Here is a 25,054-nt window from a genome sequence, read left to right as displayed (position 1 = left end):
TATACTTTCTTCTTAGGAAAATAGGTACAATATGAAGAGGGAAAACTGTAGAAGAGGAGAGTGTCATTTGAAAAAAAGAAAAATAGCGGTGGTCATTGTAGCCTATGCAGTGTTGCTTGCGACATCTATAAATACATATAAAGAGCAACTAGATCATCCTATTATGAGCGATGTAGGAAAGTTGCTTCCAACGAAAATTAAACGTGTTGAAAATGCTGAGGATGAAGGTTCATTAAAACAGGTCGTGCAAGATGCAAATACTTCTGGAGAGAAAATTTCCATTGCAGGTATGCAGCATAGCCAAGGAGGACAGACGTATTATCCGAACGGCACGATGCTTGATATGAAAGGGTATAATGAAATATTAGAATTCGATGCGGAGAAGAAGAAGATTAGGGTGCAAAGTGGTGTCACATGGAATGACATTCAAAAGAAAATCAATCCATATGGTCTTGCGGTTCAAGTGATGCAATCTCAAAATATTTTTACTGTTGGTGGTTCATTAAGTGTAAATGTGCATGGGCGTGATATTCGTCATGAGGCATTGATTGATACAGTAGAGTCGTTTAGGTTGTTAATGGCAGATGGTACGGTGCGTAATGTAAGTAGAGAAGAAAATGCTGATCTGTTTCCATATGTAATTGGGGGATACGGATTGTTTGGCGTGATTTTAGATGTGACGCTAAAGTTAACAGATGATGAATTGTATGAAGCGCATACGAAGGTACTAGATTATAAAGAATACTCTTCATATTTTAAGAATAAAGTGCGAAGGGACGAGAATATACGTATGCATTTAGCACGTATTTCTGTTGCACCCAATTCATTTTTAAAAGAGATGTATGTGACAGATTATACATTGGCGGAAAATCAAAATATGAGGGAAGAGTACAGTAAATTAAAAGAAGAAAATATTATAGCTGCGCCAAAATTTTTACTCGGTTTATCACGCTATAGTGATTGGGGAAAGGATACATTTTGGGATATACAAAGAAGTTATTTTGAACATACAAATGGTAAGTACGAAACACGAAATAATGTAATGAGATCGGATAGTGCCTTTATGGAATACGATAATCCAAACTTGACCGAGATTTTACAGGAGTATTTCGTACCGATAGATAGTTTTACAGCGTATATAGATGACTTGCGAAGTGTTTTGAATGAAGAGGAATTAAACCTTCTTAACATTACCATTCGTTATGTAGAAAAGAATGAAAATGCGGTACTATCTTATGCGAAAGATGATATGTTTGCGCTTGTGCTTTTAATTAATCAAGGGCGCTCAGAGGATGAAATAAAGAAAACAAAAGCGGTCATTCAGAAGATGATTGATGTTACTTTAAAGCATAGTGGAAGTTATTATTTACCGTATTATTCTTATCCAGAAAAGGAGCAACTAAAGCAAGCATATCCTCGCATAGAAGAGTTCCTTCAGAAGAAGAAGGAAGTAGACCCAGAGGAACGGTTTGTGAATTTATTTTATAAGGAGTATAGCAAATGACATATAGAAGATTTGTAGCATCACAAAGCATAATTATGATGGCGGGAAGTATGGTATTTCCTTTTTACATTCTATTGCTTCGGAATGTTGGGAATAGCTTCTCGCAGTTTGGCTGGGCGTATGGCTTATTTGCCTTAACTTCAGCACTTGTATATCCGGTAGTAGGAAAGGTGTCTGATCGAGTAGGTGATCGGAAATTATTAATTATATACGCCTGGTCTATGGCTGTATTAATGCTTTGTTTCCCGATTGCAACAGAAGTATGGCATGTATATATTCTTCAAATTGTAATGGGTATTTTAGGTGCTGTGCAGCGTAATACGGAGAAGACATCGTTAGCGCGAAAAGTTGTGCAAGAAAATGCTGGTTATGAGATTGGAAAATATCATGTGTGGACATCGATTGGAGGAGCAGTAGCAATTATTGCAACGGGATATTTAGTAGATTTCTTTACGATTGGTACGATTTTTTATATTGCATCTATCTTATATGTAGTAAGCGGAGTTGTATTAAGTAGTAAAAAAATATAATCATTCCCATTTTTACCTGAATACCCTTTATTTGTTATACTAAAAGGGAAGATAAAAGAAAAGGGGACATTGCCTTTGATGAAATTTTTAATTTTAGCTATTCTCACTTTGTTTTTGATTCCATGGACAAGAAGCGGTAGTAAACTTCGAGCAGTGGATAAGAAAGGGGATGAGAAGGTTGTAAAGGGTAAGAAATCATCCATTTTAGTTATTCCTGTTTTATTTTGGATAGGTATTGCAATCTATGAATATTTTTGGCTAATTGATGATCGAGCAGATTCGATTCTTACTCATTATTCTGTTGCAGTAGCAATTTTAATTGGGCTTGTTTTATTTTCGCAAGATCAAATAGGGAAATTAGAAGGTACGTTAAAAGGACTTCTAATGTTTGTTTTACTAGCAAGTTACGGCTATTTTGGTTATTTGCATGATATAGTAATCTCACAAAAGAAATATGATTCTGTTGTAAAAGTAGAGAAAGATATTTCAGAGCCATTTACTGAAAATGATCAGCCGTTTACAGTGCCGCCAAAGACAGCGGAGAATAAAATGAAAAAAGTATTTGGGGACATTCCGAAAGTAGCTTATTTTGAGCTAGGAGAATTAACGCCACAAATGGTAAATGGTGAGGCTTTATATGTAGCACCAATTGAAGTTTCAGGATTTTTTAAAGCACGTAAAGCTGAGACAATTCCAGGGTACGTAACGATGTCAGGTACGAATCCTGATGCGGAAGCGAAACTGCATCTCGGTTATAAAATGAAATATGTGCCAAGCATGTTTTTTGGTAATAAATTAGAACGTGTCGTTCGAAAAGCAGAACCGGATTTAATTTTTAAAGGGAAACCTAAATTCGAAGTTGATGATAAAGGGAAACCGTATTATACAATGACGTATGGTGAATTTATTTCGGGAAGATCTGGATTTGAAGTAGAGGGCGTTGTAGTCGTAGACGCACAAACAGGTGAAGTGAAAAGATACGATAAAGGAAAGGCACCTAAATTTGTTGATGGTGTATTAAATCACGAGACCGCATCTACATTAAATACGTATTTTGGTAAATACATTCACGGATTTTGGAATACAAAATTCTCGCAAACGGATATGAAGATTCCGACTGAGTGGGGAACGAAAGAAGGCGTTACACCAATCTTCGGTAAGGATGGAACGTTATATTACTTTACTGATTTCACCTCTCCGAAAGAGGGAGTAGATTCTGCACTAGGTTATTCGCTTATCGATGCGCGTACAGGTAAGTTGTATTACTATAACGGAAAAGAAGTGAAGGGAATTATGGATGGTTCAGCTGCTGCGGAAGTAGTGGATAATTCCTTTAAGAGAGAGAAATGGCATGGAACGATGCCGGTTATTTATAACGTGTATGGTAAACCTTCTTGGATTGTACCTGTTATTGATGACGGGGGATTAGTACGTGCCCATACAGTTATCTATGCTTCTAATGCAAAAATATTTGCAACAGGTTCTACGCAAAAAGAAGCGCTTGAGAATTATAAAAATGCGCTGAGTGGAAGTGGAGATTCATTTAGACCAACTTCAAATGGTAAAGAGGCACAAAAAGAAGGCGTTGTACAACGTGTATATAAAGAAAAATCAGGTGAAAATACAATTGTGTACGTACTGTTAGAGAATGAACAAAAAGTATTTATGATACCTGTGAAGAAATTCCCATATGCTATGTTTACAGAAGTGGGAGATCCAATTCAAATCACATATTTAGATACAGGAGAGGCGATGTCTTCCGTATCTAAATTTGCAAATAGTAATTTGAAAAAGTAAAGCGATAGAAATTCTATCGCTTTTTTTTTACAGTATGAAACAGGAAAATACACTATACTTGACGTATGTTTATGTTGTAACTATAATTGTTACGATTTAGTAGTTATAGGAAAGGGTGAACGGAAAAAGTGAATGGAGTTAATCAAGAAATATATAAACCGATAAAGACAAATAGGTTATGGATGATTCTTGTACTAGGGACACTTACGGCGATTGGGCCATTATCTATTGATATGTATTTGCCTTCTTTACCGAAGTTAACGGATGATTTACAGACAGGTGCATCCCTTGCGCAGCTTACTTTAACAGCTTGTTTACTTGGGCTTTCAGTAGGACAATTATTTGTCGGTTCAATTAGTGATATTTACGGAAGGCGCAAACCTCTTATTATTGCTCTTATTATTTATGTTGCTTCTTCTTTACTTTGTGCTATTGCACCATCTATTTGGAGTTTAGTGTTATTGCGCTTCTTACAAGGAGCTTCAGGATCGGCTGGGATTGTTATATCACGTGCAATGGTACGTGACATGTATTCAGGTTCTGAAATGACAAAGTTTTTCTCACTGCTCATGTTAGTAAACGGAGCAGCGCCTATTTTGGCACCGATTATTGGAGGGCAATTGTTACAATTTACAACATGGCGCGGTGTCTTCATCGTTCTTGGAGCAATTAGTGTATTCATGTTAATATCAGCTACTTTCGTATTACGTGAAACATTACCTCCTGAAGAGAGAGAAACGGGTGGATTGTCAGGAACATTGGCGACGTACGGAAAACTGTTAAAGGATCGTCTGTTTATGGGATATGCATTGTCACAAGGGCTAGTAACAGCGGCAATGTTTGCATACATTTCGGGCTCACCATTTGTGTTGCAGAACATATACGGAGCATCACCACAGCAATTTAGTTTATTCTTTGCAATCAACGGTATCGGTATTATTATTGCTAGTCAGGTAACGGGTCGTTTAGCAGGGAAAGTGAATGAGAAGACATTATTTGTTGCTGGTATTATTATCGCAGCTGTTGGTGGCCTATCTTTATTACTGACAATCGTACTAGGAATAGGTTTAATTGGTGTTTTATGTTCATTATTCCTTGTTGTATCAAGTGTTGGGGTTGTCTCAACAACTGGGTTCTCGTTAGCAATGAGAAATCAGAAACAAGCCGCAGGAACAGCGTCGGCCTTATTAGGCTTATTACAGTTCATTTCAGGAGCACTTGTTGCACCGTTAGTAGGTATTGGTGGAAGTAACACCGCATTACCGATGGGTGTTGTAATAGCTCTTTGTGAAATTGGTGCTGTGTTATGTTATCTATTTATGGCCAGAAGAAGTGAGAAGCAGTTTGAACTGCAACAAAGACAAAATTTAGAGGCTTAATTTATAAAAAAGAGCTGATTCAAACATGTGTTGAATCAGCTCTTTTTTCATTTCTTTGAAATAACGCATACAGCTTCGTAAGGTGATGCAAAAGTTATTTGCATAAAGTGACGATACTGTGACAAAAATGTAGGCATGTATATTAAGGTATCGTCTTAAGTGTAAAAAGTAGGATGTTCTCGGTATAATAACAAGTGGAGATATAAGAAACTATAATGAGTAGTAGCTGTAGATAAAAGGAGAAGAAGAGATGAAGAAGGTTTTGGGTATTGCTGTAATGGGAAGTATGATCCTTCTAGCGGGATGTAATGGAAATAAAGATACGAAAGAACCGAAAGAAAAGGTAGAGCAATCTACTGAGCAAACAGAAGAGATGAAAGAATATCGTGCAGTACATGAAAAATACGATATGAAAATGAATAAAGAAATTAATAAAGCATTACAGTTATTTGAAGTGGCAAAAGAAAAGGGCGGTAAGGAAATAACGAATGCTACATATAAAGAAGATGTGCAAAAGGTAACGACGAGCATGTTAGAAGATATCGATAATATACGTAAAGAAATTCGTGTTCCAAAGTCGAAAGAGCAAGAACATGAGGTATACGCTGGTTTCTTGAATGAATCGGAACAAGCGATGAAAAAATTACAGAAGTTAGCTAAAGAAGAAGACTCATCATTGATTCGTGATATAGAAATTAACTTTGCAACAGCATCAACATACTATAAACGTTTTCAAGCAGAAACGAAAAAATAACCTTGCCTGTGCAAGGTTATTTTTTCTTCTTACCATCTCGGTCTTCATCCTCGGATACTAATACTTGTTGCTCTTCATGAAATATAGAAATGGTTTGCCAGGTAATAGTATCGAATGGATTATAAAAAGTTTGTAGAAGCCGAGGATGACAAGTATAACGATTGTTAATGGTAATTCCGATAAAAGAATTAAAAACTGATTTTTCTAAATATATCCAATTTGATTGACTTTTCATTTTTTCAGAATTATAATTCGAAATATACAATTTGAACCAAATAATAATATAGCAATTTACTTATCCAGAGAGGTAGAGGGACTGGCCCTATGACGCCTCAGCAGCGGGTTCTGTAACAGGAACACCGTGCTAATTCCAGCAAGCAAGTCTTGAAAGATAAGTGATGGGCCTTTGTTTATTAAGCCTTGATCTTATTTTTTTAGATCAAGGCTTTTTGTATTTTAAGAAGCGGAAAAGTAATAGGAACAAATATGTAAATAAAACAAAGTAAATTCATTTGTTTAGGGGGTTATTGGAGTGTATGTTGTTAAAAAACTATCAGTTATGGTGTTTACACTATGGATTATTACAACAGTAACATTTTTGATTATGCACATTATTCCGGGGGATCCATTCTCATCGGATGCAAAGATCTTTCCGGCAGAAGTTGTGCAGAATATGAGAGCGAAGTATCACCTTGATGAACCGTTATGGAATCAATATGTTGCTTATTTAGACGGTGTAGTTCATTTTGATTTTGGTGAATCCGTTCAATCGACGGGGCAAGGCGTATCAGAAATTATAACGACAGGGTTTGGTCCGTCAGCGATTATTGGTTTACAAGCACTTATTATTTCATTATTAGTCGGAATTGCAGCAGGTACATTTGCAGCTCTATATCATGGGAAAGTAATTGATTATAGCGTGAGCTTACTGGCGATTTTAGGTATTTCTATTCCGAGTTTTATTCTAGCACCACTATTTATACAAGTATTTGCTATACAGTTTGAACTGTTACCGGTTGCGTCTTGGGGTACATTCGAACATACGGTATTGCCATCCTTCGCATTAGCATTAGGGCCAATCGCGGTTATTACAAGGTTTGTTCGCTCTAATATGATTGAAGTATTGCAGAGTGATTATATTAGATTAGCAAGAGCGAAAGGTATACCGATTAAGAAGATTATTATAAGGCACGCCCTTCGAAATGCGATTGTTCCAGTACTTACATTTGTTGGACCGTTAATGGCTGGGCTTTTAACAGGAACTTTCATTATTGAAAAGATCTTTGCGATTCCCGGTCTCGGAAAATATTTTGTAGATAGTATTTTTAACCGAGATTATCCAGTAATTATGGGAACAACAATTTTCTATAGTGCATTATTAATTTCTTGTATTTTCATTACAGATATTATTCACCGTATTGTTGATCCGCGTATTCGTTCTATTACGTAAGGAGGGGGGCATTTAAATGGGAGCTTATGAAATCAATAAACAGTTATTAACGAATGAAGAGAAAAAAGAATTAACGATAAATAAAGAGCAGCAAACAATTAGCCGAAAAAAAGAAGTGTTTCGTAAGTTTGTATCGAATCCAATCGCAGTTCTAGGAACGGTGACATTGTTACTCATTATTATTTTTTCTCTTATCGGTGAGAGTTTAACTCCTTTCACTGCGAGTGAACAAGTAAAAGAGGCAACTAATTTACCTCCTAGTAGTGAGCATTGGTTTGGAACAGATGACTTAGGAAGAGACATATGGGCACGTACTTGGGCTGGAGGGAAAATTTCATTAGTAGTTGGATTAATAGCGGCCGTTCTTGATATAGGACTTGGTGTACTAATTGGGGGCTTTAGTGGATATGTGAGAGGGCGTAATCGCCTTGGAACGTTGATTGATGAGTGGATTGTACGAGGAATTGAAGTATTATACGGTATCCCATACTTATTAATTGTCATTTTACTGCTAATCATTATGAAACCAGGACTTTTTACAATCATTATTGCCCTTGCATTAACAGGATGGATTGGTATGGCACGTCTCGTTAGGGCGCAAGTCTTATCTTTAAAACAAAGGGAATTTGTTATTGCAGCAGAGCGATTAGGTACATCGCATATGAAGATTATATACGGACATATCATTCCAAATTTAACAGGCATTATTATCGTAAATTTATCATTTACAATTCCAGCAGCAATTTTCTCAGAATCATTCTTAAGCTTTATCGGACTCGGGGTACAGTCACCAGCAGCAAGCTGGGGGACGATGACAAATGACGCGCTCGGGACCTTATTAAGCGGGGAATGGTGGCAGCTCTTCTTCCCATCGCTGATGATTGCGCTCATTATGTTCGCATTTAATGCAATTGGTGATGGTTTGCAAGATGCAATTGATCCAAAAATCGTAAAACGGAATCGAAAGGAGAAAAAACATGGGACAGCTTTTATCTTTAGAAAACGTAACGTTGGCCGTTGAAAAAGAGAATAGTAAGCAAGCAATTGTGAAGCATGTTTCCTTTTCTATTAACGAAGGTGAAATTGTTGCACTTGTAGGAGAGAGTGGTTCAGGGAAAAGCGTTACAGCACAATCTATTATCGGACTAAATCAAGAAGCTATTCATATTGACGATGGAAGTATCTCTTTCCAATCTCAAGGATTAACGAATTTACAAGAATCAGAGTGGAATCAAATTCGAGGGAAAGATATTTCGTTTATCTTTCAAGACCCTCTGTCCTCTTTAAATCCGACGATGAAGGTAGGCAGACAAATCACAGAAGTGATTTTGCAACATGAGAAAAAATCGAAAAGAGAAGCAAAAGAAATTGCGATTAACTTATTAAATGATTTAGGGATACATGAAGCAGAGAAACGTTTTGAGCAGTACCCACATCAATTAAGCGGAGGTATGAGGCAACGTATTTGTTTAGCAATTGCATTTGCTTGTCACCCAAAGCTCGTTATTGCAGATGAGCCTACAACTGCATTAGATGTAACGATTCAAAAACAAATTATGGGGTTATTAAAAGAGCGAAAAGAAAAACAAAATACGAGTATTTTATTAATTACACATGATTTGGCACTTGTACGTGAAGTAGCAGATCGAGTAGTTGTGATGTACGGGGGACGTGTTGTTGAAAAAGGAACGATACAAGAAGTAATAGGTTCACCGAAGCACCCATATACGAAAAGTTTATTGCAAGCCATTCCGAATATGGATGATTCTGAAAAGGTACTTAGGGCCATTGAGGGAACAACACCATCAATTGAAACGTTAAATAGCTTTGGGTGCCCATTTGTAAATAGATGCCCAGTAGCAATAAAAGAATGTATTCATCGTTTCCCTGATAGAACATCGTATTCTGAGGAACACAGTTCACATTGTTGGCAACATGTTCTAGAGCATGACCAAGCGAAATCAAAAGAGAAGGTGAATGCCTCATGACGACAGATTTAATTAAGGTAAAGCAAGTAACGAAAACGTATGGAAGTAAAAAGAAAGAAATAGCGGCGTTAAAAGATATATCACTTTCTATCCCGAAAGGAACAACGCTTGGCATTATTGGAGAAAGTGGTTCAGGAAAAACAACACTTGGTAAGCTCATAGCTGGGATCGAGAGCCCAACATCTGGTGAAATTGATTATAACGGTCAAGTTGTTCACAAGTTGAAGTCAGCTCATAAACGGGATTTCTTGCAGAGAGTACAGTTCATTTTTCAAGATTCAACAGCTGCATTAAATCCGCGCTGGAAAGTACGCGATAGCGTAACAGAAGGATATATTTCATTCGGTTTAGGTGATAAGGGATTGAAAGATAAAGTCGCAGGTGATGCGCTAGAACGTGTTGGATTAGATAGACGATATATCGATCGATACCCACACGAATTTAGCGGAGGACAACGTCAACGTATTGCTATTGCAAGGGCATTATTATGTGAGCCAGAAGTATTAATTCTTGATGAACCAATTTCTGCATTAGATGTTTCCTTGCAAATTCAGATTGTACATTTGTTGCAAAAGATTCAAAAGGAACAAGGCTATACATATTTATTTATCGCGCATGATTTACCGATGGTTCACTATTTATGTGAAAAAGTGGCTGTCCTATATAAAGGAGAACTTGTTGAATTTGGAAATACGGATGAAGTATTCCGTAATCCACAACATTCTTATACAAAAACATTATTAGCATCAACACCAAAAATTTCAGGTTAAAGGGGAATGTAGGATGAAGAAGTTTTTATTATTTGTCATTATGACCGTATTAGCAATTACTTCTGTCGCTTGCGGTAAGAAAGACACTTCAAAAGCAAATGCTAGTAAAGGAGACCGTTTTGTAACGAATCTTGGTAGTGATCCTTATACATTAGATTCAGCAATTTCAACAGACAATAATTCCAATTATGTAATTGAACACTTATTTGCAACTTTGTATAGACAGACAAGTGATGGGAAATTTGAAAAGGATTTAGTAGAGAAAGAGGAAGCTGAGGCAGTTGGAAAAGAGTATACATTCTATTTGAAAAAAGGATTGAAATGGTCTGATGGTTCTCCGTTAACAGCAAAAGACTTTGAATTCGCTTGGAAGAGAATATTAAATCCTAAAACGGGTTCTATGAATGCAACAGAACTATATTTTATTAAAGGTGGGGAAGCATTTAATACGGGGAAAGGTGCAGAAGATGCAGTAGGAATTCAAGCGGTAGATGATGTAACTCTAAAGCTACAATTTGAACATCCAGTAACATCTATTAAACGAACATTATCTCAGTCGTTATATATTCCACTTAATAAAAAATCTATTGATGAAAAAGGTAAGCTAAAAGTAGATCCAAAAGAATTAATTACAAATGGTCCTTTTACATTGAAAGAATGGAAGCATAATCAAGCGATTATTTTAGAAAAAAATAAAGAGTTTCATGATGAGAAAGTAGCATCAAAGGAAATCGAATTCCGTATTATTCCTGAAGGTAAAACAGCGTATCAATTATATAAATCCGGAGAATTAGATTTATTATCTAACATGCCAACAGATTTAGTTGAAAAAGAACAAAACAATAAAGAGTTTAAAAAGATGCAAGACTACTCAACTCACATTTACTCATTTAATTCAGAAAAGCCACCATTTACAAATGCGAAAATCCGTAAAGCTTTTGCATTAGCTGTAGATCGTAAGTTTATTGTAGAGAAAATATTAAAGAATAATGCAAAAGAAGCGTATGGCTTTGTACCAGAAGGAGCAAAAACAGAAAGTGGCCGCGACTTCCGTAAAGAGAAAGGTGACTATTTTAAATATGATCCTGCAGTAGCTAAGACTCTATTAGAAGAAGGAATGAAGGAAGAAGGATGGACTACCCTTCCAGAAGTAACAGTGAAATATTCAGATAAGAAAAAAATAGCTGAAACACTTCAAGAAATGTTTAAGAAGAATCTTGGGGTAGATATAAAAATAGAAGGTAAAGAGTGGAAAAGCTATATTGATATGTACAAACAAAGTGACTTCCAAATTGCATATATGGGATGGGGAGGATCTACATTAGATCCAGCTGCTCAATTGGAAATTTATGCAGGTGATGGCCCAAATAACTATGCGAAATGGTTTAATAAAGACTTTGATAATTTAATTAATCAAGCAAAATTAGAACAAGACGAAAATAAACGCTTTGACTTATTACATCAAGCAGAAGATATTATGTTTACAGAATATCCTTTAATCCCACTTGTATTCCCAACAGATTCTTATTTACAAAAATCATCTGTATCTGGATTAGAATACTACGTAGGATCTCAACCGAGCTTACGATATGCTAAGAAATAAAATAAAGAAGTAGGCAACCGCCTACTTCTTTATTTTATTTCTCTTTTATATTCTTTTTTCGTTCCATCAGAGAAGACAACTTCTAAATCGAACTTTTGATAGTCTTTATCAAGCTTGAACACGTTTACTACTTGATCGATTACTTCTTGGTCAGGAGTATCTTTATTAAATTTTAATTCTTGTAGAAGTGGGCTTAATTTTGTGATAGCCTCGTCTCCTGTTAATTTTACATCAGCTTTATGATCTTCAATTTTTGCTTCCATTTTTTTATCTGCTGCTACATTTTTATAGTCAGCTTCGTAGTCTTTCTTTGTATCTTGGTAGTCTGCCTTTAAATCGAATTCATTAAAGTCTAGTTTTAAATCAGCAGGAGCTTCATTCTTTGCCTCTTCTGTAGTCTTTTTATTAGAAGTTGTGTCTTCTTTTGCAGGAGCTTTACATCCTGTTAATACAGGTACTAGCATAAGAGCTAATAAAACTGATAGTAAAATTCTCATTATAAATTCCTCCTTATGTAAATTGGTTCTATACAAGTTTTTCCCAAAATCATGTAATTATGTATGAGTTGAAAATAAATTATTACCCTATAGCCACAAGGGATAATCCGCAATTTAAATCAAAAATGATTTGTATGTATATGGTAAATTGAAGTTGTGGGGGGTACTAACGTGCATGAAGAATATAAAGAGATGATAAAACAGGCAATTGAATATATAGAGGATCATTTACATGAGGAGCTTACAACAGAAAGAGTGGCGTCTCACAGTGCAGTATCGATGTATCATTTCCATCGTATTTTTCAAAAGTATATCGGGATGAGTGTAACAGATTATATTCGAAAGAGAAGGTTAACTCATGCTGCGCAAGCCTTAGTGTCAACGGAGAGGGCTGTTATTGATATTGCAGTACAATACGGCTTTTCCTCACAAGAGGCATTTACGAGAGCTTTTAAAAGAATGTTTCAATTGCCACCAAAGAAATATCGAAAGTACTTCCAGTCATTTTATATAGAAAGAGAGGGTATTTCAATGCAAAAAGGTATACCGAAAGGATGGATCTTAAGTGGAAGTCATCCTGCTGAATATGAGATGGGTTTAGATTATGAAGTTGTCCATCAAGGAAAAGTATCTGCATACATAAAAGCAAAAGAGAATGTTACGCACGGAGGATTTTCAACATTAATGCAAATGTTCCGAGCGGATAAATATGTAGGTAAAAGATTACGTTTAACAGCGTTTATTAAGAGTGAGAATGTAAGAGATTGGGCAGGATTGTGGATGCGAGTAGATGGGAAAGATACAGAACCGCTCGCTATGGATAATATGCAAAATCGTCCAATTAAAAATACGAATAACTGGCAATCGTACTCGGTTGTATTAGATATAAAAGAAGGAGCGCTTGGTATTGCATTCGGTGTTTTATTATCAGGAGAAGGTTGTATGTGGCTAGATAGTATTCGATTTGATGAAGTAGATGAAAAAATTCCTTCAACAGATTTGGCAGAAAACTTTTATGAAACACTCTTAGAGGAGCCGGTGAATCTGCAATTTGAAGAAGTAGAAAAATAAAAGAACAAGGAGAAAAGATATGCTCAAATATGTAAAACTAATAAGTATTAGTTTAGTAATATCGTCTTGTATCATGGGAATTAACTATTTAGTTAGCTATCTTTGGTCAGGGCATGTACCTTCTTTGACGTGGAGAACATATTTGATGTTTATGTTTATATTTATGATGAGTTTTAGTTCGATGCAAAAAGAAGGGGAAGAGGATTATTAAAAATAGTCTTCTTCCCCTTTCTTTCATTAACACAAATGTTCATAACTGTTTTCGGAAATGCAGGTAGGATCTTTAATATAATTTCAATATCGCTCCAACTTGTAAGTTCGGGTGTAATTGTATCACATGAGATGCTTTCTAAAACATATCAAACAATCGGCGAATTATTTCCCGCAACCTATGCAGCAAATGGCTATTATACAATAATATTTGGAGGGGTTAATTTAGAGGAAAATATTATTTCATTATTAGTTATTATATTAGTTACACAATTGGTAGCAATCATTACTGTATCTATAAAAGGAATAGTAAAGAGAAGAAGTCATCTAGTTAAAGAAGTATAAAATAAAAAAGGTATCCTGTGATTGGATACCTTTTTTATTTTATTATTTTGCAACTTCTGTCCACTTGTAGTTAAATTCACCGCCAAAGTCAGTTGTTACAAGTCCTTTAATGAAAGAGCGTTGTAAGTAAGAGCGACCTTGTTGGTATAAAGGAGCGACAGCGCCGTCTTGTAATAGGATTTTTTCAGCTTGCTTCATTGCTTCAAAGCGAGCTTTTTCATCGCCAGCTAAATCTGTTTTCACTTTATGGATTAGCTCATCATACTCTTTGTTAGAGTATTTATCGAAGTTATAAGCACTATCTGTTGTAAATAAATCTAAGAATGTAATTGGATCCGCGAAGTCAGGGCCCCAGCCATCAATACCGATTTCATAGTCACCACTTAATAGTAGTTTTAACTGTTGTTTACGTGGTTGTGGTTTTAATGTCACTGTTAATCCATCTAGATTCTTTTCTAGTTCACCTTTTAAATATTCACCAGTCTTTTTAGCTAAAGCATTGTCACTTGTTAATAGTTCGATTGTTACTTTGTCAGTACCAAGTTCTTGTTTCGCTTTTTTCCAGTTTTCTTTCGCTGTTTTCACATCATCTTTGACTAGGTTTCCGTTTTCTTTACGGAAGTCGTTACCTTCTGGACTTTTTGCGAATTTCGCAGGAATCATTCCTTCAGCTGGAACAGCACCGTTATTTAAAATTGTTTCTACGTATGCTTTTTTATTCATAGCTCCGTTAATAGCAAGGCGTGCATGTTGATTTTTTAATGTTTCATTTTTTTGATTGAGTCGTAAGAATTGAATGCCAACTTCAGCACGGTCTTGGAAGTTTGGATCGCCCTTATATTTATCAACAAACTCCGCAGTTAAAGCAACGCGATCAATTTGTCCTGAATCATATAAGTTAACTTCTGTAGACTTATCTTTAACGACATTGAAGTTGATTTCTTCTAATTTTACAGTTTTAGCATCCCAATAGTTAGGGTTTTTCTTCAATTGGAAGCTTTGCTCGTGTTTCCAGTTATCTAATGTGAAAGCACCGTTGTAAATTAAATGATTTGTTTCTAAACCATATTTATCTCCTTGAGATTTTAAGTACTCTTCGTTAATTGGTAAGAATGTTGAGAATGTCGTTAAGCTTAAGAAGTAGGGAACAGGACGGTCTAGTTGTACTTCTAACGTTTTATCATCAAGAGCTTTGACCCCTAGTTGATCAATTGGCAATTGTTTCTGGCTTATTTGTTTCGCATTCTGTATATCGAAGAATAAGAACGCATATTCAGCTGCTGTATCAGGATTTACGGCACGTTGCCAAGCGAAGACGAAGTCCTTTGCTGTAACGGGAGTACCGTTTGACCATTTTGAATCACGCAGGTGGAATGTATATTTTGTTTTATCGGGACTAACGTCAACCGACTCAGCAACACCAGGAATTGGTTTGTTATCTTCTCCCATTGCATATAAACCTTCAAAAACATTTCGCATTACGCTCATGGATTCCCCATCCGTTGCTTTTGCAACATCCATTGTTGGAATTTCTGAAGCGAATGATAAGTTAATTGCCTGTTTATCAGGTGCTTTATCATTTGCTTTCGCTCCGCTTGCATGATCTTTATTTCCCCCACAAGCAGTTAGTAATAGACTTGCCCCTAAAACAGATGCAACAACAGGTACAACTTTTTTCTTCATTGTTCGTTCCTCCCTAAATGTGTTGTTCGTAACGTCGTAATGTCCACGTTTTGAAGTGTAGCTATAGAAGAAGAGAAAACCTATTACAGATATGTGCGTGTAGGTAATCAGGTGTTCTATATGTATATACATGTTGAACTATAATCTATCGTTATATGTTTCAACGTAGTAGACGTTATATTTTTATGGTGAAATATTTCGTTTCTTTGATTATTTAGAATATTAACACTGGAAAGAACTATATGTCAATAATAAAAATAGATTGTTATTTTTATGGAATAATATATTAAAAAAGCAGATTTCCTCGTAGTGAGGAACCTGCTTTTCATATGTTTTGCTAAAAAAACAATTGGTGCGGGTTAATAATCAGTGGGGATGAAGAGAACCTAACTGATTAAAGTTTCGCTTTATTTTTCAATTTTTGCCCATTTGAAGTTTAATTGACCTGCAAAGTCTACTTGCACAATTCCTTTTACATAAGAACGTTCTAAATAAGATTCGCCTTTTTGGTAAAGAGGAGCGATAACAGAGTCTTTAAATAATATTTTCTCGGATGTTAGTAATGCTTCCCAGCGAGCTTTTTCATCACCAGCTAAAGTTGTTTTTACTTTTGCTATTGTTTCATCAAACTCCTTATTAGAGTAATGATCTAAGTTGTAAGGGTTATTCGTTGTAAATAGCTCAAGGAATGTAATTGGATCCGCAAAGTCAGGGCTCCAGCCGTCAATTCCAATTTCGTAGTCACCTTTTAATAAAAGTGAAACTTGTTGTTTACGTGGTTGCGGCTTTATATTTACCGTTAAGCCATCTAAATTCTTTTCTAGTTGTCCTTTTAAGAATTCACCAGTTTTCTTTTCAAGGTCACCGTCACTTGTTAATAGTTCTAACGTTATTTTTTCAGACCCAAGTTCTTGTTTTGCTTTTTTCCATAATTCTTGAGCAGATTTTGTATCAACCTTTGTTAAATCGCCGTTTGCAGCACGGAAATCTGTTCCGTCAGGTCCTTTTGCAAAGTTTTTCGGCACGAGACTAGAGGTTGGTGTAGAGCCGTCATTTAATAACGTATTTACAAAGGATTTTCGATCAATTGTTTGATCGATTGCTTGGCGTGCAGAAACGTTTTGAAGTACTTTGTTTTGTTGATTCATACGTAGAAACTGTACCCCTACGTTTGGACGTTCTTTAAAGTTAGCATCCTTTTTATATTTATCAACGAAGTCAGATGTTAGTTTGATACGATCTAATTGTTTTGACTCGAATAAATTTACTTCTGTAGATTTTTCTTTTACGACGTTAAAATTGATTTCTTCCAGTTTGACAGTATCTTTATCCCAATAGGTAGGGTTTTTCTTAAATTTAAAGCTTTGTTCGTGCTTCCAATCGCTTAGTGTAAAAGCTCCGTTGTACAAGAGTGTATTATCTTCTAATGCATACTTATCACCTTGTGCTTTAAAGAATTCCTCGTTAATTGGTAGAAATGTAGGGAACGCTGTTAAGCTAATAAAGTATGGAACAGGACGTTCTAATTCTACCTCAAACGTATGGTCATCAATTGCTTTTACACCAAGTTGATCGGCTGGAAGTTCTTTGTTGTTAATTTTTGTTGCATTTTTAATATCAAAGAATAGAAATGCATATTCAGAGGCTGTTGCTGGATCAACAGCTCTTTGCCAAGCAAAGACAAAGTCTTTCGCAGTAACAGGAGTGCCGTTTGACCATTTTGAATCTCGTAAATGGAATGTGTATTTCGTCTTATCGCCACTTACTTCATGAGATTTTGCAACACCAGGGACAGGTTTGTTACCTTCACCAAGATTATACAAACCTTCAAATACGTTTCTCATTACTTGACCAGAATCAGTATCTGTAGCACGAGCTGTATCCATTGTTCGTATTTCAGTAGGTGAAGATAAGTTTAAAACCTGCTTACTAGGCGCCTCGTCTTTTGCATTTGCTCCACTTGCTTCGTTTTTATAACTACCGCAACCAGTTAATAAAATACTTACTCCTACAACTGATGCAATACCGGGTACAAACTTCTTTTTCATTTGATTTTCCTCCTAAATAATTAAGTTTGGATGATGATGAGGGAAATGAAAAATAAAAAAATCCCTCTTTTCATATTGAGAAAGAGGGATTTTTACGTACAAGTTATGCACCCGTATATAAACGAAGTCCCTCATTCTATCTTTCAAGCATAAAGCTTGCAGGAAGTGGCACAGTATTCAAAATGAACCTGTTGCCGAGGTTTCAAAGGGCCAGTCCCTCCACCTCTCTTGATACAATGAGTAAACGAATAAACTTTATTAATTTTTGTGTTTCTTTGATAATTCAAAATATTACACCTTGGATAATGAAGTGTCAACCAAATGAAATATAGTTTAAATTTTCAGTTTTCTCTAATGAAAAAAACCACTGCATATGGCAGTGGTTTTTCTATTAGAAGTTAAAGTTATCTGGATCTGGACCAACGCGACGATCTTCATTTAGAGCTTGAATTGCTTTCATGTCATCAGCGCTTAATTCAAAATCAAATATATTTGCATTTTCAATAATGCGATGTTCTTTAATAGATTTAGGGATTGTTACAACTTCGTTTTGTAGATCCCAGCGTAAAATAATTTGTGCAGTTGATTTACTATATTTTGTTGCAATGTCTTGTAATGTTGGGTTGTCTAGCAGTTGGCCTTGCATTAATGGTGACCAAGCTTCAAGTTGGATGTTATGTTCTTTACAGAAAGCATGCAGCTCTTCTTGTGCTAAACGTGGGTGGTATTCCACTTGGTTGACCATTGGCTTAATTTCAGCAATTTCAAATACGTCTTGTAAGTGGTGAATATGGAAATTACTCACACCGATAGCGCGAACACGGCCATCTTTATAAAGCTTTTCTAACGCTTTCCATGATTCAGTATATTTCCCTTTTACAGGCCAATGTACTAAATATAAATCTAAATATTCTAGACCTAATTTCTCTAATGTAGTTTCAAATGCTTGAAGTGTTGTTTCATATCCTTGATCGCTATTCCATACTTTTGATGTAATAAATAATTCTTCACGTGAAACACCTGATTCACGGATCCCTTGTCCAACGCCTTCTTCGTTTTGATAAATTGCTGCAGTATCAATACTGCGGTAGCCGTTTTTAATTGCTGCTTTTACAGATTCAATTACTTCTGAACCATCTTCTACTTTAAAAACACCTAAACCGAACCAAGGCATTTTTACACCGTTATGCAATGTTGTATAGTCTTTTAAACTTGTTAAATTCATATTATTTCCCCCTAGCTTTTTTGTTTGTTGCTTCTACTGCTTTTTGAATTGCTTCTGAAAAATTATATTCATATAAAGCTTTGAGGCCTTCAGCTGTGGAACCACCGGGTGTTGTTACTTGTTCGCGGAGATTAGCTGGATCTTGCGTTTGTTCAAGCATAGAAGCAGAGCCGGAAATCATTTGAATGACAAGGTGTTTTGCGGTTGCTTCATCGACTCCATAACTTTTTGTTGCTTCAATTAAGCTTTCAGCAAAGTAATAAAGGAAAGCTGGTGCACTTCCAGTAACTGCAGTAAGCTGATGAACTTCCTCTTCAGTGCAAAGTTGCGAAGTACCAATGCCTCTTAAAAGCAGTTGCAGGGTTTCTTGATGCATCTCGTTTACTGATTGTCCCATTGTATATAAGGAGATAGACTTTCCAATTTCGGCAGCTGTGTTCGGCATAATCCAAGCAACAGGTATTCCCCCGGGAAGTCTTTCTTCTAAATAAGATGGGCCAATGCCAGCAGCTACCGTTACGACAAGTTGATTCGATAGTAACGGAGATAATTCTGCTAATAATTCTTCATGTGCAGAAGGTGGCATTGCTAAAACAATCGTATCAACAGATGTAACATGCTGCTTCCAATCTGTTGCAGTAGACACATTATATCGTGCTCGTAATTGTTCTAGCTTTTCTACGTTGCTTCGGTTAGAAACGATAATTTCTTCGATGTATTCTTTGCTTGTTTTAAGTAATCCGGAAAATATAGCTTCTGCCATACGACCAGCACCAATAAATAGAATTCGATGTTTAGTTATCATATCCTTTATTCCTTTCTAGTGGAGATATGTTATAAAAAACGATACCATTTTTAAGAGAATTTTGTAAAAAGAAAAGACTTATCGTGAAAAGAATGGAATGAGAGGGAGGAGAGGTGATACAAATAAGGCTATAAAGATTATTATATTTAAAAAATAGTTGTAATAAAAAATCCCTGAGGCATAATTGCTTCAGGGATCAATAGATTATAAGTTTATGCTTTTGTCATACCTAACAATACAGCGCCGCCGATAATTAAAACACTACCTAGTGCAATAAAGATCAATTGACGTTTTGTTTTCTTTTCACCTAAGAAGACAATTGCACCGAATGTTGAGATAACGATTCCAGTTTGAGATAATGGGAAGCTTGTTGCTACTCCGACACGTGGTAATGAAAGAAGTAAGAATAAGTTTCCAGTTCCCCATAGTAAACCAGATAAAGCATTACGGATTGCATATTTGTTAAATGGTTTATGTTTAGACGTCAGTACAACCGCACCAACAAACATACCAACTGCTTGTGGTAAAATAGCAGACCAACCATCGATATTATACCAACGAATAATAATTACATATACAAGGTAGCCGAAAGTAGAAACAATTAAAGTAAGAAGTCCTTTTTTCAATTGTCCTGGTGGCTGTGCATTTTCTTTGTCATCTAGTGATGTGAATACAACACCAACTACGATTAATAGGATTGCAATCGTTCCCAGAACAATCGTTGTTGTAGTAGTCCACTCACGGAAAGCGATAACCCCAAAGATAGAAGTTGCAACAAGTTGCATACCAGTAGAAATTGTTACGGTAGTTGAAACACCTAGTTTTTCAACTGTTTTTAATTGGTTTACTTGTCCTAAAGCCCAGAATAAACCTGAAATAAAACCAACAATCAAGACTGTCATTGTTAAAGCTGGTTGAGTAAATACATACATAATTGTTGCGAAGAATAGAGCACCGATTGTCATACCTACCGTTTGGCTATATGCACCACCACCCATTTTTACGCTTACTAATAAGATGTTTCCCCATGCAATTGCAGGAAGAAGCGCTAATAAAATGTCCATTACAAGACTCCCTTCGGTTTTCTATACCAATATAATTACATATCGTTCTAACGATCGGTAATGCCCCACTAATAGAGTAGAAGATTACCGATCGCTAAAACAGGATGAAGAATTCACGATATAAATGCGTTTTCATTTCTTCATTTTTTGAAACACCTCCATATAATAACAGGAAATTGCCTATTTTAGAAAGTGAATTCAAATAAAATGTATATTTAAATAAGAGGTAAAATTCAGTTATTTCCCGTTGGCATATTTTATTTCCTAAGAAATAAAGAAGCAGCTTCGACAAAAGCTGCTTTAAGGGTTAGTAATTCTTTTATTAATAAGCTGAATACATAGCAGAAATAGGAGTGAAATACTAATAGTAATAACTACTAGTGTCCAAGCGAGTTGCATATCACTTGCATCAATCGCCATATAAATTGCAGTTGGGATTGTCTGTGTTTTACCAGGAATATTTCCGGCAAACATGAGCGTAGCACCAAATTCCCCTAGTGCACGAACAAAGCTTAAAATCATTCCGCTTAGTAAGGCCGGAAATGCAAGCGGAAGTGTGACGTGTAGAAAAACTTGATGTTCACTTGCACCAAGATCACGAGCGCTTTCTTCAATTTGTACATTTGCGATAGAAAATCCTGTTTTTGCTGATTGGTACATAAGCGGAAATGCAACAACTGTAGAAGCGATGATAGCAGCAGTAGATGTGAACATAATAGACTGCTGAAATATTGATTCTACCCACGTTCCAATGGGACTATTATTTCCAAAAATGATAATGAGAAAAAAGCCGATTACAGTTGGTGGAAGCACCATTGGTAATAAGAAAATAGTTTCTAATATTACCTTATATCTCCATGAGGAGCGTGCTAGCGCTCGTCCAATTATCGTTCCTAAAATTGTAACGATAATGGTGGCGCATGCAGCTACTCGTAAAGATAGAAAGATTGGTGACAAAATAGCATCAAAGCTCATGGCAATTAAGATAGGACTGTAAATCCATATTTCTTAAAGATAGATTGTGCATCTTTTGACTGCAAATACTCATAAAATGAAGTCGCCTCTTTCTTATGCTTAGATTCTTTTATAACACCTAAAGGATAGTGAATTGGCTCATGCGAAGTAGCTGCTGCTGTCTCGCCAATTTTTACTTTGTTTGAAATAAGAGCATCTGTTTTGTATGCAATACCAGCATCGACATTACCTGTTTCTACATATGTTAACACTTGGCGAACATCTTTTGTAAATACGATTTTATTTTGAATATCATTCCATAGATTTTCATGTGTGAGAGAAGCCTTTGCATATTTTCCAGCAGGTACTGATTCAGGTGTACCAAGTGCGATTTTCTTAATTTTTTCATCTTTTAAATCTTGAATTTTTGTAAGAGAACTATCTTTTGGGACAACTAGAACGAGTTCGTTTCCAAGAAGATTTTTCCCTTCTTTTTCATTAATGAATCCCTTTTTAACAAGAGTTTGGAATTTATCTTCGGCTGCTGAGAAGAATAAATCAGCAGGTGCACCTTGTTCAATCTGTTGTTGAAGTGCACCAGAAGCACCGAAGTTAAAAGAAAGTTTAATATTAGGTTCTTTTTCTTTATATTTTGTTTCAATTTCTTTTAGTGCATCTTGTAAGCTTGCAGCAGCTGATATAGTAAGTTCTACTGTTTTTCCTTCTTTAGCAGTTGATTTCTCTTTCTTATCTCCACTTGTACATGCAACGCTAAATATAAGCAGAAAAGAAAGTATAAGTGCTCCAATGGATCGTAATGTGAACTTGTTCATAAAAAAATCCCCTTTCGTTTTGATATATTTAATTATAACTAATTATAAATAGATATAACTAGTTATAATTGAATATAATTTGAACGATGTAGTTGTTTTTAAATATAGGAGAAATATTCTTTTCTTTGTTACAATGAAGGAAGAAAGTGAGGAATCGTCTATGGATCATCATTCCTACACAACGGAAGAAGTAGCGAAGCGATTAAAAGTATCAAAATTAACTGTATACGATCTAATTAAAAAAGGAGAATTGCCTTCTTATAGAATTGGTAGACAGATGCGCATTGATGCAACGGATTTAGAACAATATATAAAGCAAATGAAAACAGGGAAAATACAAGGTACTCCTGTAAAGAGCGAAGATAGTAGGGGCTTAGATACATGTATTATTAGCGGACAAGAACTAACGTTAGATATGTTGGCAAAACGTATAGAAAATCGCCTGATAGGTTCAAATATATTAAGGGCATATCAAGGTAGTTTAACGAGTTTAATAAAAATGTATCAAGGAGAAGGAAGTATCGTTAGTCTTCATTTGTTTGATGGAGAAACGGGTACATATAATGTTCCTTATGTAAAACGTATTTTAGTTGGACAACCGTGTACTATGATTAATTTATTAGCAAGGAACGTTGGGTTTTATGTGCAAAAGGGAAATCCGAAAAATATAAAAACATGGGCTGATTTATCTCAATCCTCTATACGATTTGTAAATCGAGAAAAGGGTTCTGGTATTAGGGTGTTAGTCGATGAACAATTGCGCATTCAAAAGTTAAATAAAGAACGTATTAGTGGATATGAATGGGAAGAATCGAATCATCTTGGTGTTGCCACGCAAGTCGCGAATGGAAAAGTTGATGTGGGAGTAGGATCAGAAAAGTTTTCGCAAATTGTAAATGTAGATTTTATTCCAATCATGAAAGAACAGTATGATTTGGTGATTTTGAAGAATAAAGAAAATGAAGAGCTGATTGAAGTCGTGAAAGATATTCTGCAATCGGAAGAATTTCATAATGAATTAAAAGCGATTGGTGGATACGATATGACAAAAACAGGTCAGGTTATATATGAAACAAACTAAAAAGCTGCTTGTCTATAAGACAAGCAGCTTTTTCTATATATAAAGGGGTTTGGGGAAACAAAGTATTAAACGAGACCTTGAGCAAGTGTGTAAATGAAAGCTGTAAGAAGAGTAGCTCCACTTGCAAGTCCGATAAAGTGAAACTTTAATCAGTGAGGTCGGGGTATCCCTTACTGATTATTAGTTGAACCAATCGGGCTTTACGGGCAGTTGATTCCAAACCTAACTTCTGTGATTTCGCTGGATTTTGAAGTGGAAGTCTTACTGCCCGTTAATGCGGGGTAAAGTCTGATTTGTTGAAAGTAATGTTGTTCATTATAATCTTTCCTTATTTGTTTAATGTAGTTGCAACGGCTTTTGCATCGACAAGTGCGGATAGCACCATGCCCATTGTATTTAAAAATTTGTTTGATTTCATTTTGTTCATCATGCGTATCCGCTCCTTTTCGAATTGTTGTTGCCCTGCTTTATGTCTTAATTATAGGAAATATGGTCGCCTGCAACTATCGAATTAGCTTACGGAAGGCTTACACTTTTGTAAGAAAAAAAGACATTCGTGTAAGAATGTCTTTTAAAGCATATTGATATGATGATGTTCTTCAATTGTTTTTAAAAAGCTACGCATTGAATTCGTCATGTAGCTATCTTTACGGCGTATGAAAACCGTTGAAATACTACCATATTTTTCAGGGATTGCATGACAATGTACCTTACCAGCTTTAGAAAGATGGTGGACAGCAGACTGTGGTACGAGTGTAATTCCGAGGCCGAGTGCAACACTGTTTAATATTGTCTCTAATATATTAAATTCCATAATTCTTTTTGGTAGCAAACCTTCATCTTTAAGCCATCGTTCTAGTTTAGAACGGTATCCACATCCTTGGTTAAAAACGAGTAGGGGCGTTGTTGTAAATTCTTCTATATGAAAAGCTTTATTTTGTGTTATCAGCATTAATTTTTCTGTACTAACATCGTATTGTTCAATTAGTGGATGTTTAATAGGTCCTGATATAAAGGCACCATCTAATTGGTGATCAAGTACTTCTCTAATTAATTCTTCTGTTAGACCTGATTGTAATGATAAATCAACATTCGGATAGCGTTTATAGTAAGAAGATAAAATGGTAGGTAATGTACTTACTGTATCGACAGTACCGATTTTTAATATACCAGAAGGTGTTTCACTATCTAAAAATACTTGTTTTAGCTCATCAACATCTTGCAAAATTTTATTAACATAAACGAGCATTTTTCTTCCTTCGGCTGTTAAAGTCATGCCTCGTTTATGACGATAAAAGAGCGGTGTTTTGAGCTCATTTTCTAGTTGTTTAATACGTGCAGTTACATTTGATTGTACGTAGTTTAATTCCTTTGCTGCGCTACTTACACTACCCTGTTCGGCAACGCTCTGGAAGATTTGTAAATCTCTTAATTCCATAATAAGATCCTCCTTGATGTTAACT

The 25,054-nt window shown here is 35.7% G+C and carries 23 protein-coding genes, 2 pseudogenes and 2 riboswitches; of the genes and pseudogenes, 14 read left to right on the top strand and 11 right to left on the bottom strand.

Translation table 11 applies throughout. The annotated features are described in order from the left end of the window. The first annotated feature begins 67 nt into the window (after window positions 1-67). The 5 genes from ACXVYO_RS00785 (at window position 68) to ACXVYO_RS00765 (ending at window position 5,964) form a co-directional block, all read left to right on the top strand. Window positions 68-1,504, top strand: coding sequence for an FAD-binding protein (locus ACXVYO_RS00785; RefSeq protein ID WP_458465788.1), 1,437 nt, complete (start codon window positions 68-70; stop codon window positions 1,502-1,504). Then, window positions 1,501-2,034 (top strand): MFS transporter, encoded by a 534-nt coding sequence (locus tag ACXVYO_RS00780; RefSeq protein WP_458465787.1) that lies wholly within the window; start codon window positions 1,501-1,503, stop codon window positions 2,032-2,034. Before ACXVYO_RS00785 ends, ACXVYO_RS00780 begins: the two co-directional genes overlap by 4 nt. A gap of 78 nt (window positions 2,035-2,112) precedes the next feature. Further along, a complete protein-coding gene (locus tag ACXVYO_RS00775; protein ID WP_458465804.1) occupies window positions 2,113-3,831 on the top strand; it encodes a DUF3981 domain-containing protein in 1,719 nt (572 codons plus the stop codon). 128 nt (window positions 3,832-3,959) lie between these two features. Next, entirely contained in the window at window positions 3,960-5,210 is a 1,251-nt protein-coding gene (locus ACXVYO_RS00770; RefSeq protein WP_458465786.1) for a multidrug effflux MFS transporter, read from the top strand. A gap of 250 nt (window positions 5,211-5,460) precedes the next feature. Then, window positions 5,461-5,964, top strand: a complete 504-nt coding sequence (locus ACXVYO_RS00765; RefSeq protein ID WP_000756533.1) for a hypothetical protein — start codon at window positions 5,461-5,463, stop codon at window positions 5,962-5,964. A gap of 16 nt (window positions 5,965-5,980) precedes the next feature. Here the strand turns inward: ACXVYO_RS00765 and ACXVYO_RS00760 are convergent. Beyond that, a pseudogene (locus tag ACXVYO_RS00760) lies at window positions 5,981-6,153 on the bottom strand (DUF3951 domain-containing protein). A gap of 103 nt (window positions 6,154-6,256) precedes the next feature. Continuing rightward, window positions 6,257-6,362: riboswitch (SAM riboswitch) on the top strand. Window positions 6,363-6,496: 134 nt separating this feature from the next. On the opposite strand from ACXVYO_RS00760, the gene ACXVYO_RS00755 reads away from it, so the two are divergent. Genes ACXVYO_RS00755 through ACXVYO_RS00735 form a run of 5 tightly spaced genes read left to right on the top strand, consistent with a single transcriptional unit; the run spans window position 6,497 to window position 11,775 of the window. Then, window positions 6,497-7,414, top strand: a complete 918-nt coding sequence (locus ACXVYO_RS00755) for an ABC transporter permease (RefSeq protein WP_458465785.1) — start codon at window positions 6,497-6,499, stop codon at window positions 7,412-7,414. A 16-nt stretch (window positions 7,415-7,430) separates the two neighbouring features. Beyond that, window positions 7,431-8,435, top strand: a complete 1,005-nt coding sequence (locus ACXVYO_RS00750) for an ABC transporter permease (RefSeq protein ID WP_458465784.1) — start codon at window positions 7,431-7,433, stop codon at window positions 8,433-8,435. Continuing rightward, on the top strand, window positions 8,392-9,402 hold the full coding sequence (locus ACXVYO_RS00745) for an ABC transporter ATP-binding protein (protein WP_458465783.1): 1,011 nt from the start codon (window positions 8,392-8,394) through the stop codon (window positions 9,400-9,402). The genes ACXVYO_RS00750 and ACXVYO_RS00745 overlap by 44 nt, the downstream gene beginning before the upstream one ends. After that, a complete protein-coding gene (locus ACXVYO_RS00740) occupies window positions 9,399-10,172 on the top strand; it encodes an ABC transporter ATP-binding protein (RefSeq protein ID WP_458465782.1) in 774 nt (257 codons plus the stop codon). The genes ACXVYO_RS00745 and ACXVYO_RS00740 overlap by 4 nt, the downstream gene beginning before the upstream one ends. Before the next feature lie 13 nt (window positions 10,173-10,185). Then, window positions 10,186-11,775 (top strand): peptide ABC transporter substrate-binding protein, encoded by a 1,590-nt coding sequence (locus tag ACXVYO_RS00735; RefSeq protein ID WP_458465781.1) that lies wholly within the window; start codon window positions 10,186-10,188, stop codon window positions 11,773-11,775. Window positions 11,776-11,804: 29 nt separating this feature from the next. Here ACXVYO_RS00735 and ACXVYO_RS00730 read toward each other — a convergent pair whose 3' ends face one another. Further along, complete coding sequence (locus tag ACXVYO_RS00730; protein WP_458465780.1) at window positions 11,805-12,272, bottom strand: YusW family protein; 468 nt, start codon at window positions 12,270-12,272, stop codon at window positions 11,805-11,807. Between the two features lie 171 nt (window positions 12,273-12,443). Between ACXVYO_RS00730 and ACXVYO_RS00725 the strand changes: the two genes are divergently transcribed. Genes ACXVYO_RS00725 through ACXVYO_RS00715 form a run of 3 tightly spaced genes read left to right on the top strand, consistent with a single transcriptional unit; the run spans window position 12,444 to window position 13,898 of the window. Next, window positions 12,444-13,343: a helix-turn-helix transcriptional regulator gene (locus tag ACXVYO_RS00725; RefSeq protein ID WP_458465779.1), complete on the top strand. Its 900-nt coding sequence runs from the start codon at window positions 12,444-12,446 to the stop codon at window positions 13,341-13,343. A gap of 19 nt (window positions 13,344-13,362) precedes the next feature. Further along, a complete protein-coding gene (locus tag ACXVYO_RS00720; RefSeq protein WP_458465778.1) occupies window positions 13,363-13,554 on the top strand; it encodes a hypothetical protein in 192 nt (63 codons plus the stop codon). Between the two features lie 35 nt (window positions 13,555-13,589). Next, window positions 13,590-13,898: a hypothetical protein gene (locus ACXVYO_RS00715; protein ID WP_458465777.1), complete on the top strand. Its 309-nt coding sequence runs from the start codon at window positions 13,590-13,592 to the stop codon at window positions 13,896-13,898. A gap of 42 nt (window positions 13,899-13,940) precedes the next feature. On the opposite strand, the gene ACXVYO_RS00710 is transcribed toward ACXVYO_RS00715, so the two are convergent. From ACXVYO_RS00710 to modA, 7 genes are all read right to left on the bottom strand, one after another. Then, entirely contained in the window at window positions 13,941-15,581 is a 1,641-nt protein-coding gene (locus ACXVYO_RS00710; RefSeq protein WP_458465776.1) for an ABC transporter substrate-binding protein, read from the bottom strand. A 407-nt stretch (window positions 15,582-15,988) separates the two neighbouring features. Beyond that, window positions 15,989-17,629, bottom strand: coding sequence for a peptide ABC transporter substrate-binding protein (locus tag ACXVYO_RS00705; protein ID WP_458465775.1), 1,641 nt, complete (start codon window positions 17,627-17,629; stop codon window positions 15,989-15,991). Between the two features lie 133 nt (window positions 17,630-17,762). Further along, window positions 17,763-17,867, bottom strand: a riboswitch (SAM riboswitch). Between the two features lie 153 nt (window positions 17,868-18,020). Then, window positions 18,021-18,854 carry an aldo/keto reductase gene (locus tag ACXVYO_RS00700; RefSeq protein ID WP_458465774.1) on the bottom strand — a complete coding sequence of 278 codons (834 nt, stop codon included), beginning with the start codon at window positions 18,852-18,854 and terminating at the stop codon, window positions 18,021-18,023. Window position 18,855: 1 nt separating this feature from the next. Continuing rightward, window positions 18,856-19,659: a pyrroline-5-carboxylate reductase gene (gene proC / locus ACXVYO_RS00695; RefSeq protein WP_458465773.1), complete on the bottom strand. Its 804-nt coding sequence runs from the start codon at window positions 19,657-19,659 to the stop codon at window positions 18,856-18,858. Window positions 19,660-19,871: 212 nt separating this feature from the next. Beyond that, the gene (locus tag ACXVYO_RS00690; RefSeq protein WP_000353549.1) at window positions 19,872-20,723 is read right to left on the bottom strand and encodes a GRP family sugar transporter; all 852 of its coding nucleotides are present in this window, start codon (window positions 20,721-20,723) and stop codon (window positions 19,872-19,874) included. Window positions 20,724-21,023: 300 nt separating this feature from the next. After that, window positions 21,024-21,698, bottom strand: coding sequence for a molybdate ABC transporter permease subunit (modB, locus tag ACXVYO_RS00685; RefSeq protein ID WP_458465772.1), 675 nt, complete (start codon window positions 21,696-21,698; stop codon window positions 21,024-21,026). Window positions 21,699-21,703: 5 nt separating this feature from the next. Beyond that, window positions 21,704-22,510 (bottom strand): molybdate ABC transporter substrate-binding protein, encoded by an 807-nt coding sequence (gene modA, locus ACXVYO_RS00680; RefSeq protein ID WP_458465771.1) that lies wholly within the window; start codon window positions 22,508-22,510, stop codon window positions 21,704-21,706. 133 nt (window positions 22,511-22,643) lie between these two features. On the opposite strand from modA, the gene ACXVYO_RS00675 reads away from it, so the two are divergent. Beyond that, window positions 22,644-23,591 carry a substrate-binding domain-containing protein gene (locus tag ACXVYO_RS00675; protein ID WP_458465803.1) on the top strand — a complete coding sequence of 316 codons (948 nt, stop codon included), beginning with the start codon at window positions 22,644-22,646 and terminating at the stop codon, window positions 23,589-23,591. Between the two features lie 65 nt (window positions 23,592-23,656). Here the strand turns inward: ACXVYO_RS00675 and ACXVYO_RS00670 are convergent. Then, a pseudogene (locus ACXVYO_RS00670) lies at window positions 23,657-23,737 on the bottom strand (DUF3948 family protein); the annotation flags it as partial. A gap of 425 nt (window positions 23,738-24,162) precedes the next feature. Beyond that, on the bottom strand, window positions 24,163-25,029 hold the full coding sequence (locus tag ACXVYO_RS00665; protein ID WP_458465770.1) for a LysR family transcriptional regulator: 867 nt from the start codon (window positions 25,027-25,029) through the stop codon (window positions 24,163-24,165). Between the last annotated feature and the right edge of the window lie 25 nt (window positions 25,030-25,054).

The organism is Bacillus sp. BC08 (assembly GCF_054326875.1).
Note: the sequence above shows the minus strand (reverse complement) of the source record. Positions and strands in the feature narration are given on the sequence as shown.

Bases quoted from the DNA above. Each gene is read 5' to 3' on its own strand.
- ACXVYO_RS00740 (WP_458465782.1), top strand. From the start codon at position 9,399: ATGACGACAGATTTAATTAAGGTAAAGCAAGTAACGAAAACGTATGGA.
- ACXVYO_RS00750 (WP_458465784.1), top strand. From the start codon at position 7,431: ATGGGAGCTTATGAAATCAATAAACAGTTATTAACGAATGAAGAGAAA.
- ACXVYO_RS00700 (WP_458465774.1), bottom strand. From the start codon at position 18,854: ATGAATTTAACAAGTTTAAAAGACTATACAACATTGCATAACGGTGTA.
- ACXVYO_RS00745 (WP_458465783.1), top strand. From the start codon at position 8,392: ATGGGACAGCTTTTATCTTTAGAAAACGTAACGTTGGCCGTTGAAAAA.
- ACXVYO_RS00710 (WP_458465776.1), bottom strand. From the start codon at position 15,581: ATGAAGAAAAAAGTTGTACCTGTTGTTGCATCTGTTTTAGGGGCAAGT.
- proC (WP_458465773.1), bottom strand. From the start codon at position 19,659: ATGATAACTAAACATCGAATTCTATTTATTGGTGCTGGTCGTATGGCA.
- ACXVYO_RS00715 (WP_458465777.1), top strand. From the start codon at position 13,590: ATGTTCATAACTGTTTTCGGAAATGCAGGTAGGATCTTTAATATAATT.
- ACXVYO_RS00735 (WP_458465781.1), top strand. From the start codon at position 10,186: ATGAAGAAGTTTTTATTATTTGTCATTATGACCGTATTAGCAATTACT.
- ACXVYO_RS00765 (WP_000756533.1), top strand. From the start codon at position 5,461: ATGAAGAAGGTTTTGGGTATTGCTGTAATGGGAAGTATGATCCTTCTA.
- modA (WP_458465771.1), bottom strand. From the start codon at position 22,510: ATGAACAAGTTCACATTACGATCCATTGGAGCACTTATACTTTCTTTT.
- ACXVYO_RS00690 (WP_000353549.1), bottom strand. From the start codon at position 20,723: ATGGACATTTTATTAGCGCTTCTTCCTGCAATTGCATGGGGAAACATC.
- ACXVYO_RS00780 (WP_458465787.1), top strand. From the start codon at position 1,501: ATGACATATAGAAGATTTGTAGCATCACAAAGCATAATTATGATGGCG.
- ACXVYO_RS00675 (WP_458465803.1), top strand. From the start codon at position 22,644: ATGAAGGAAGAAAGTGAGGAATCGTCTATGGATCATCATTCCTACACA.
- modB (WP_458465772.1), bottom strand. From the start codon at position 21,698: ATGAGCTTTGATGCTATTTTGTCACCAATCTTTCTATCTTTACGAGTA.
- ACXVYO_RS00720 (WP_458465778.1), top strand. From the start codon at position 13,363: ATGCTCAAATATGTAAAACTAATAAGTATTAGTTTAGTAATATCGTCT.
- ACXVYO_RS00775 (WP_458465804.1), top strand. From the start codon at position 2,113: ATGAAATTTTTAATTTTAGCTATTCTCACTTTGTTTTTGATTCCATGG.
- ACXVYO_RS00730 (WP_458465780.1), bottom strand. From the start codon at position 12,272: ATGAGAATTTTACTATCAGTTTTATTAGCTCTTATGCTAGTACCTGTA.
- ACXVYO_RS00705 (WP_458465775.1), bottom strand. From the start codon at position 17,629: ATGAAAAAGAAGTTTGTACCCGGTATTGCATCAGTTGTAGGAGTAAGT.
- ACXVYO_RS00665 (WP_458465770.1), bottom strand. From the start codon at position 25,029: ATGGAATTAAGAGATTTACAAATCTTCCAGAGCGTTGCCGAACAGGGT.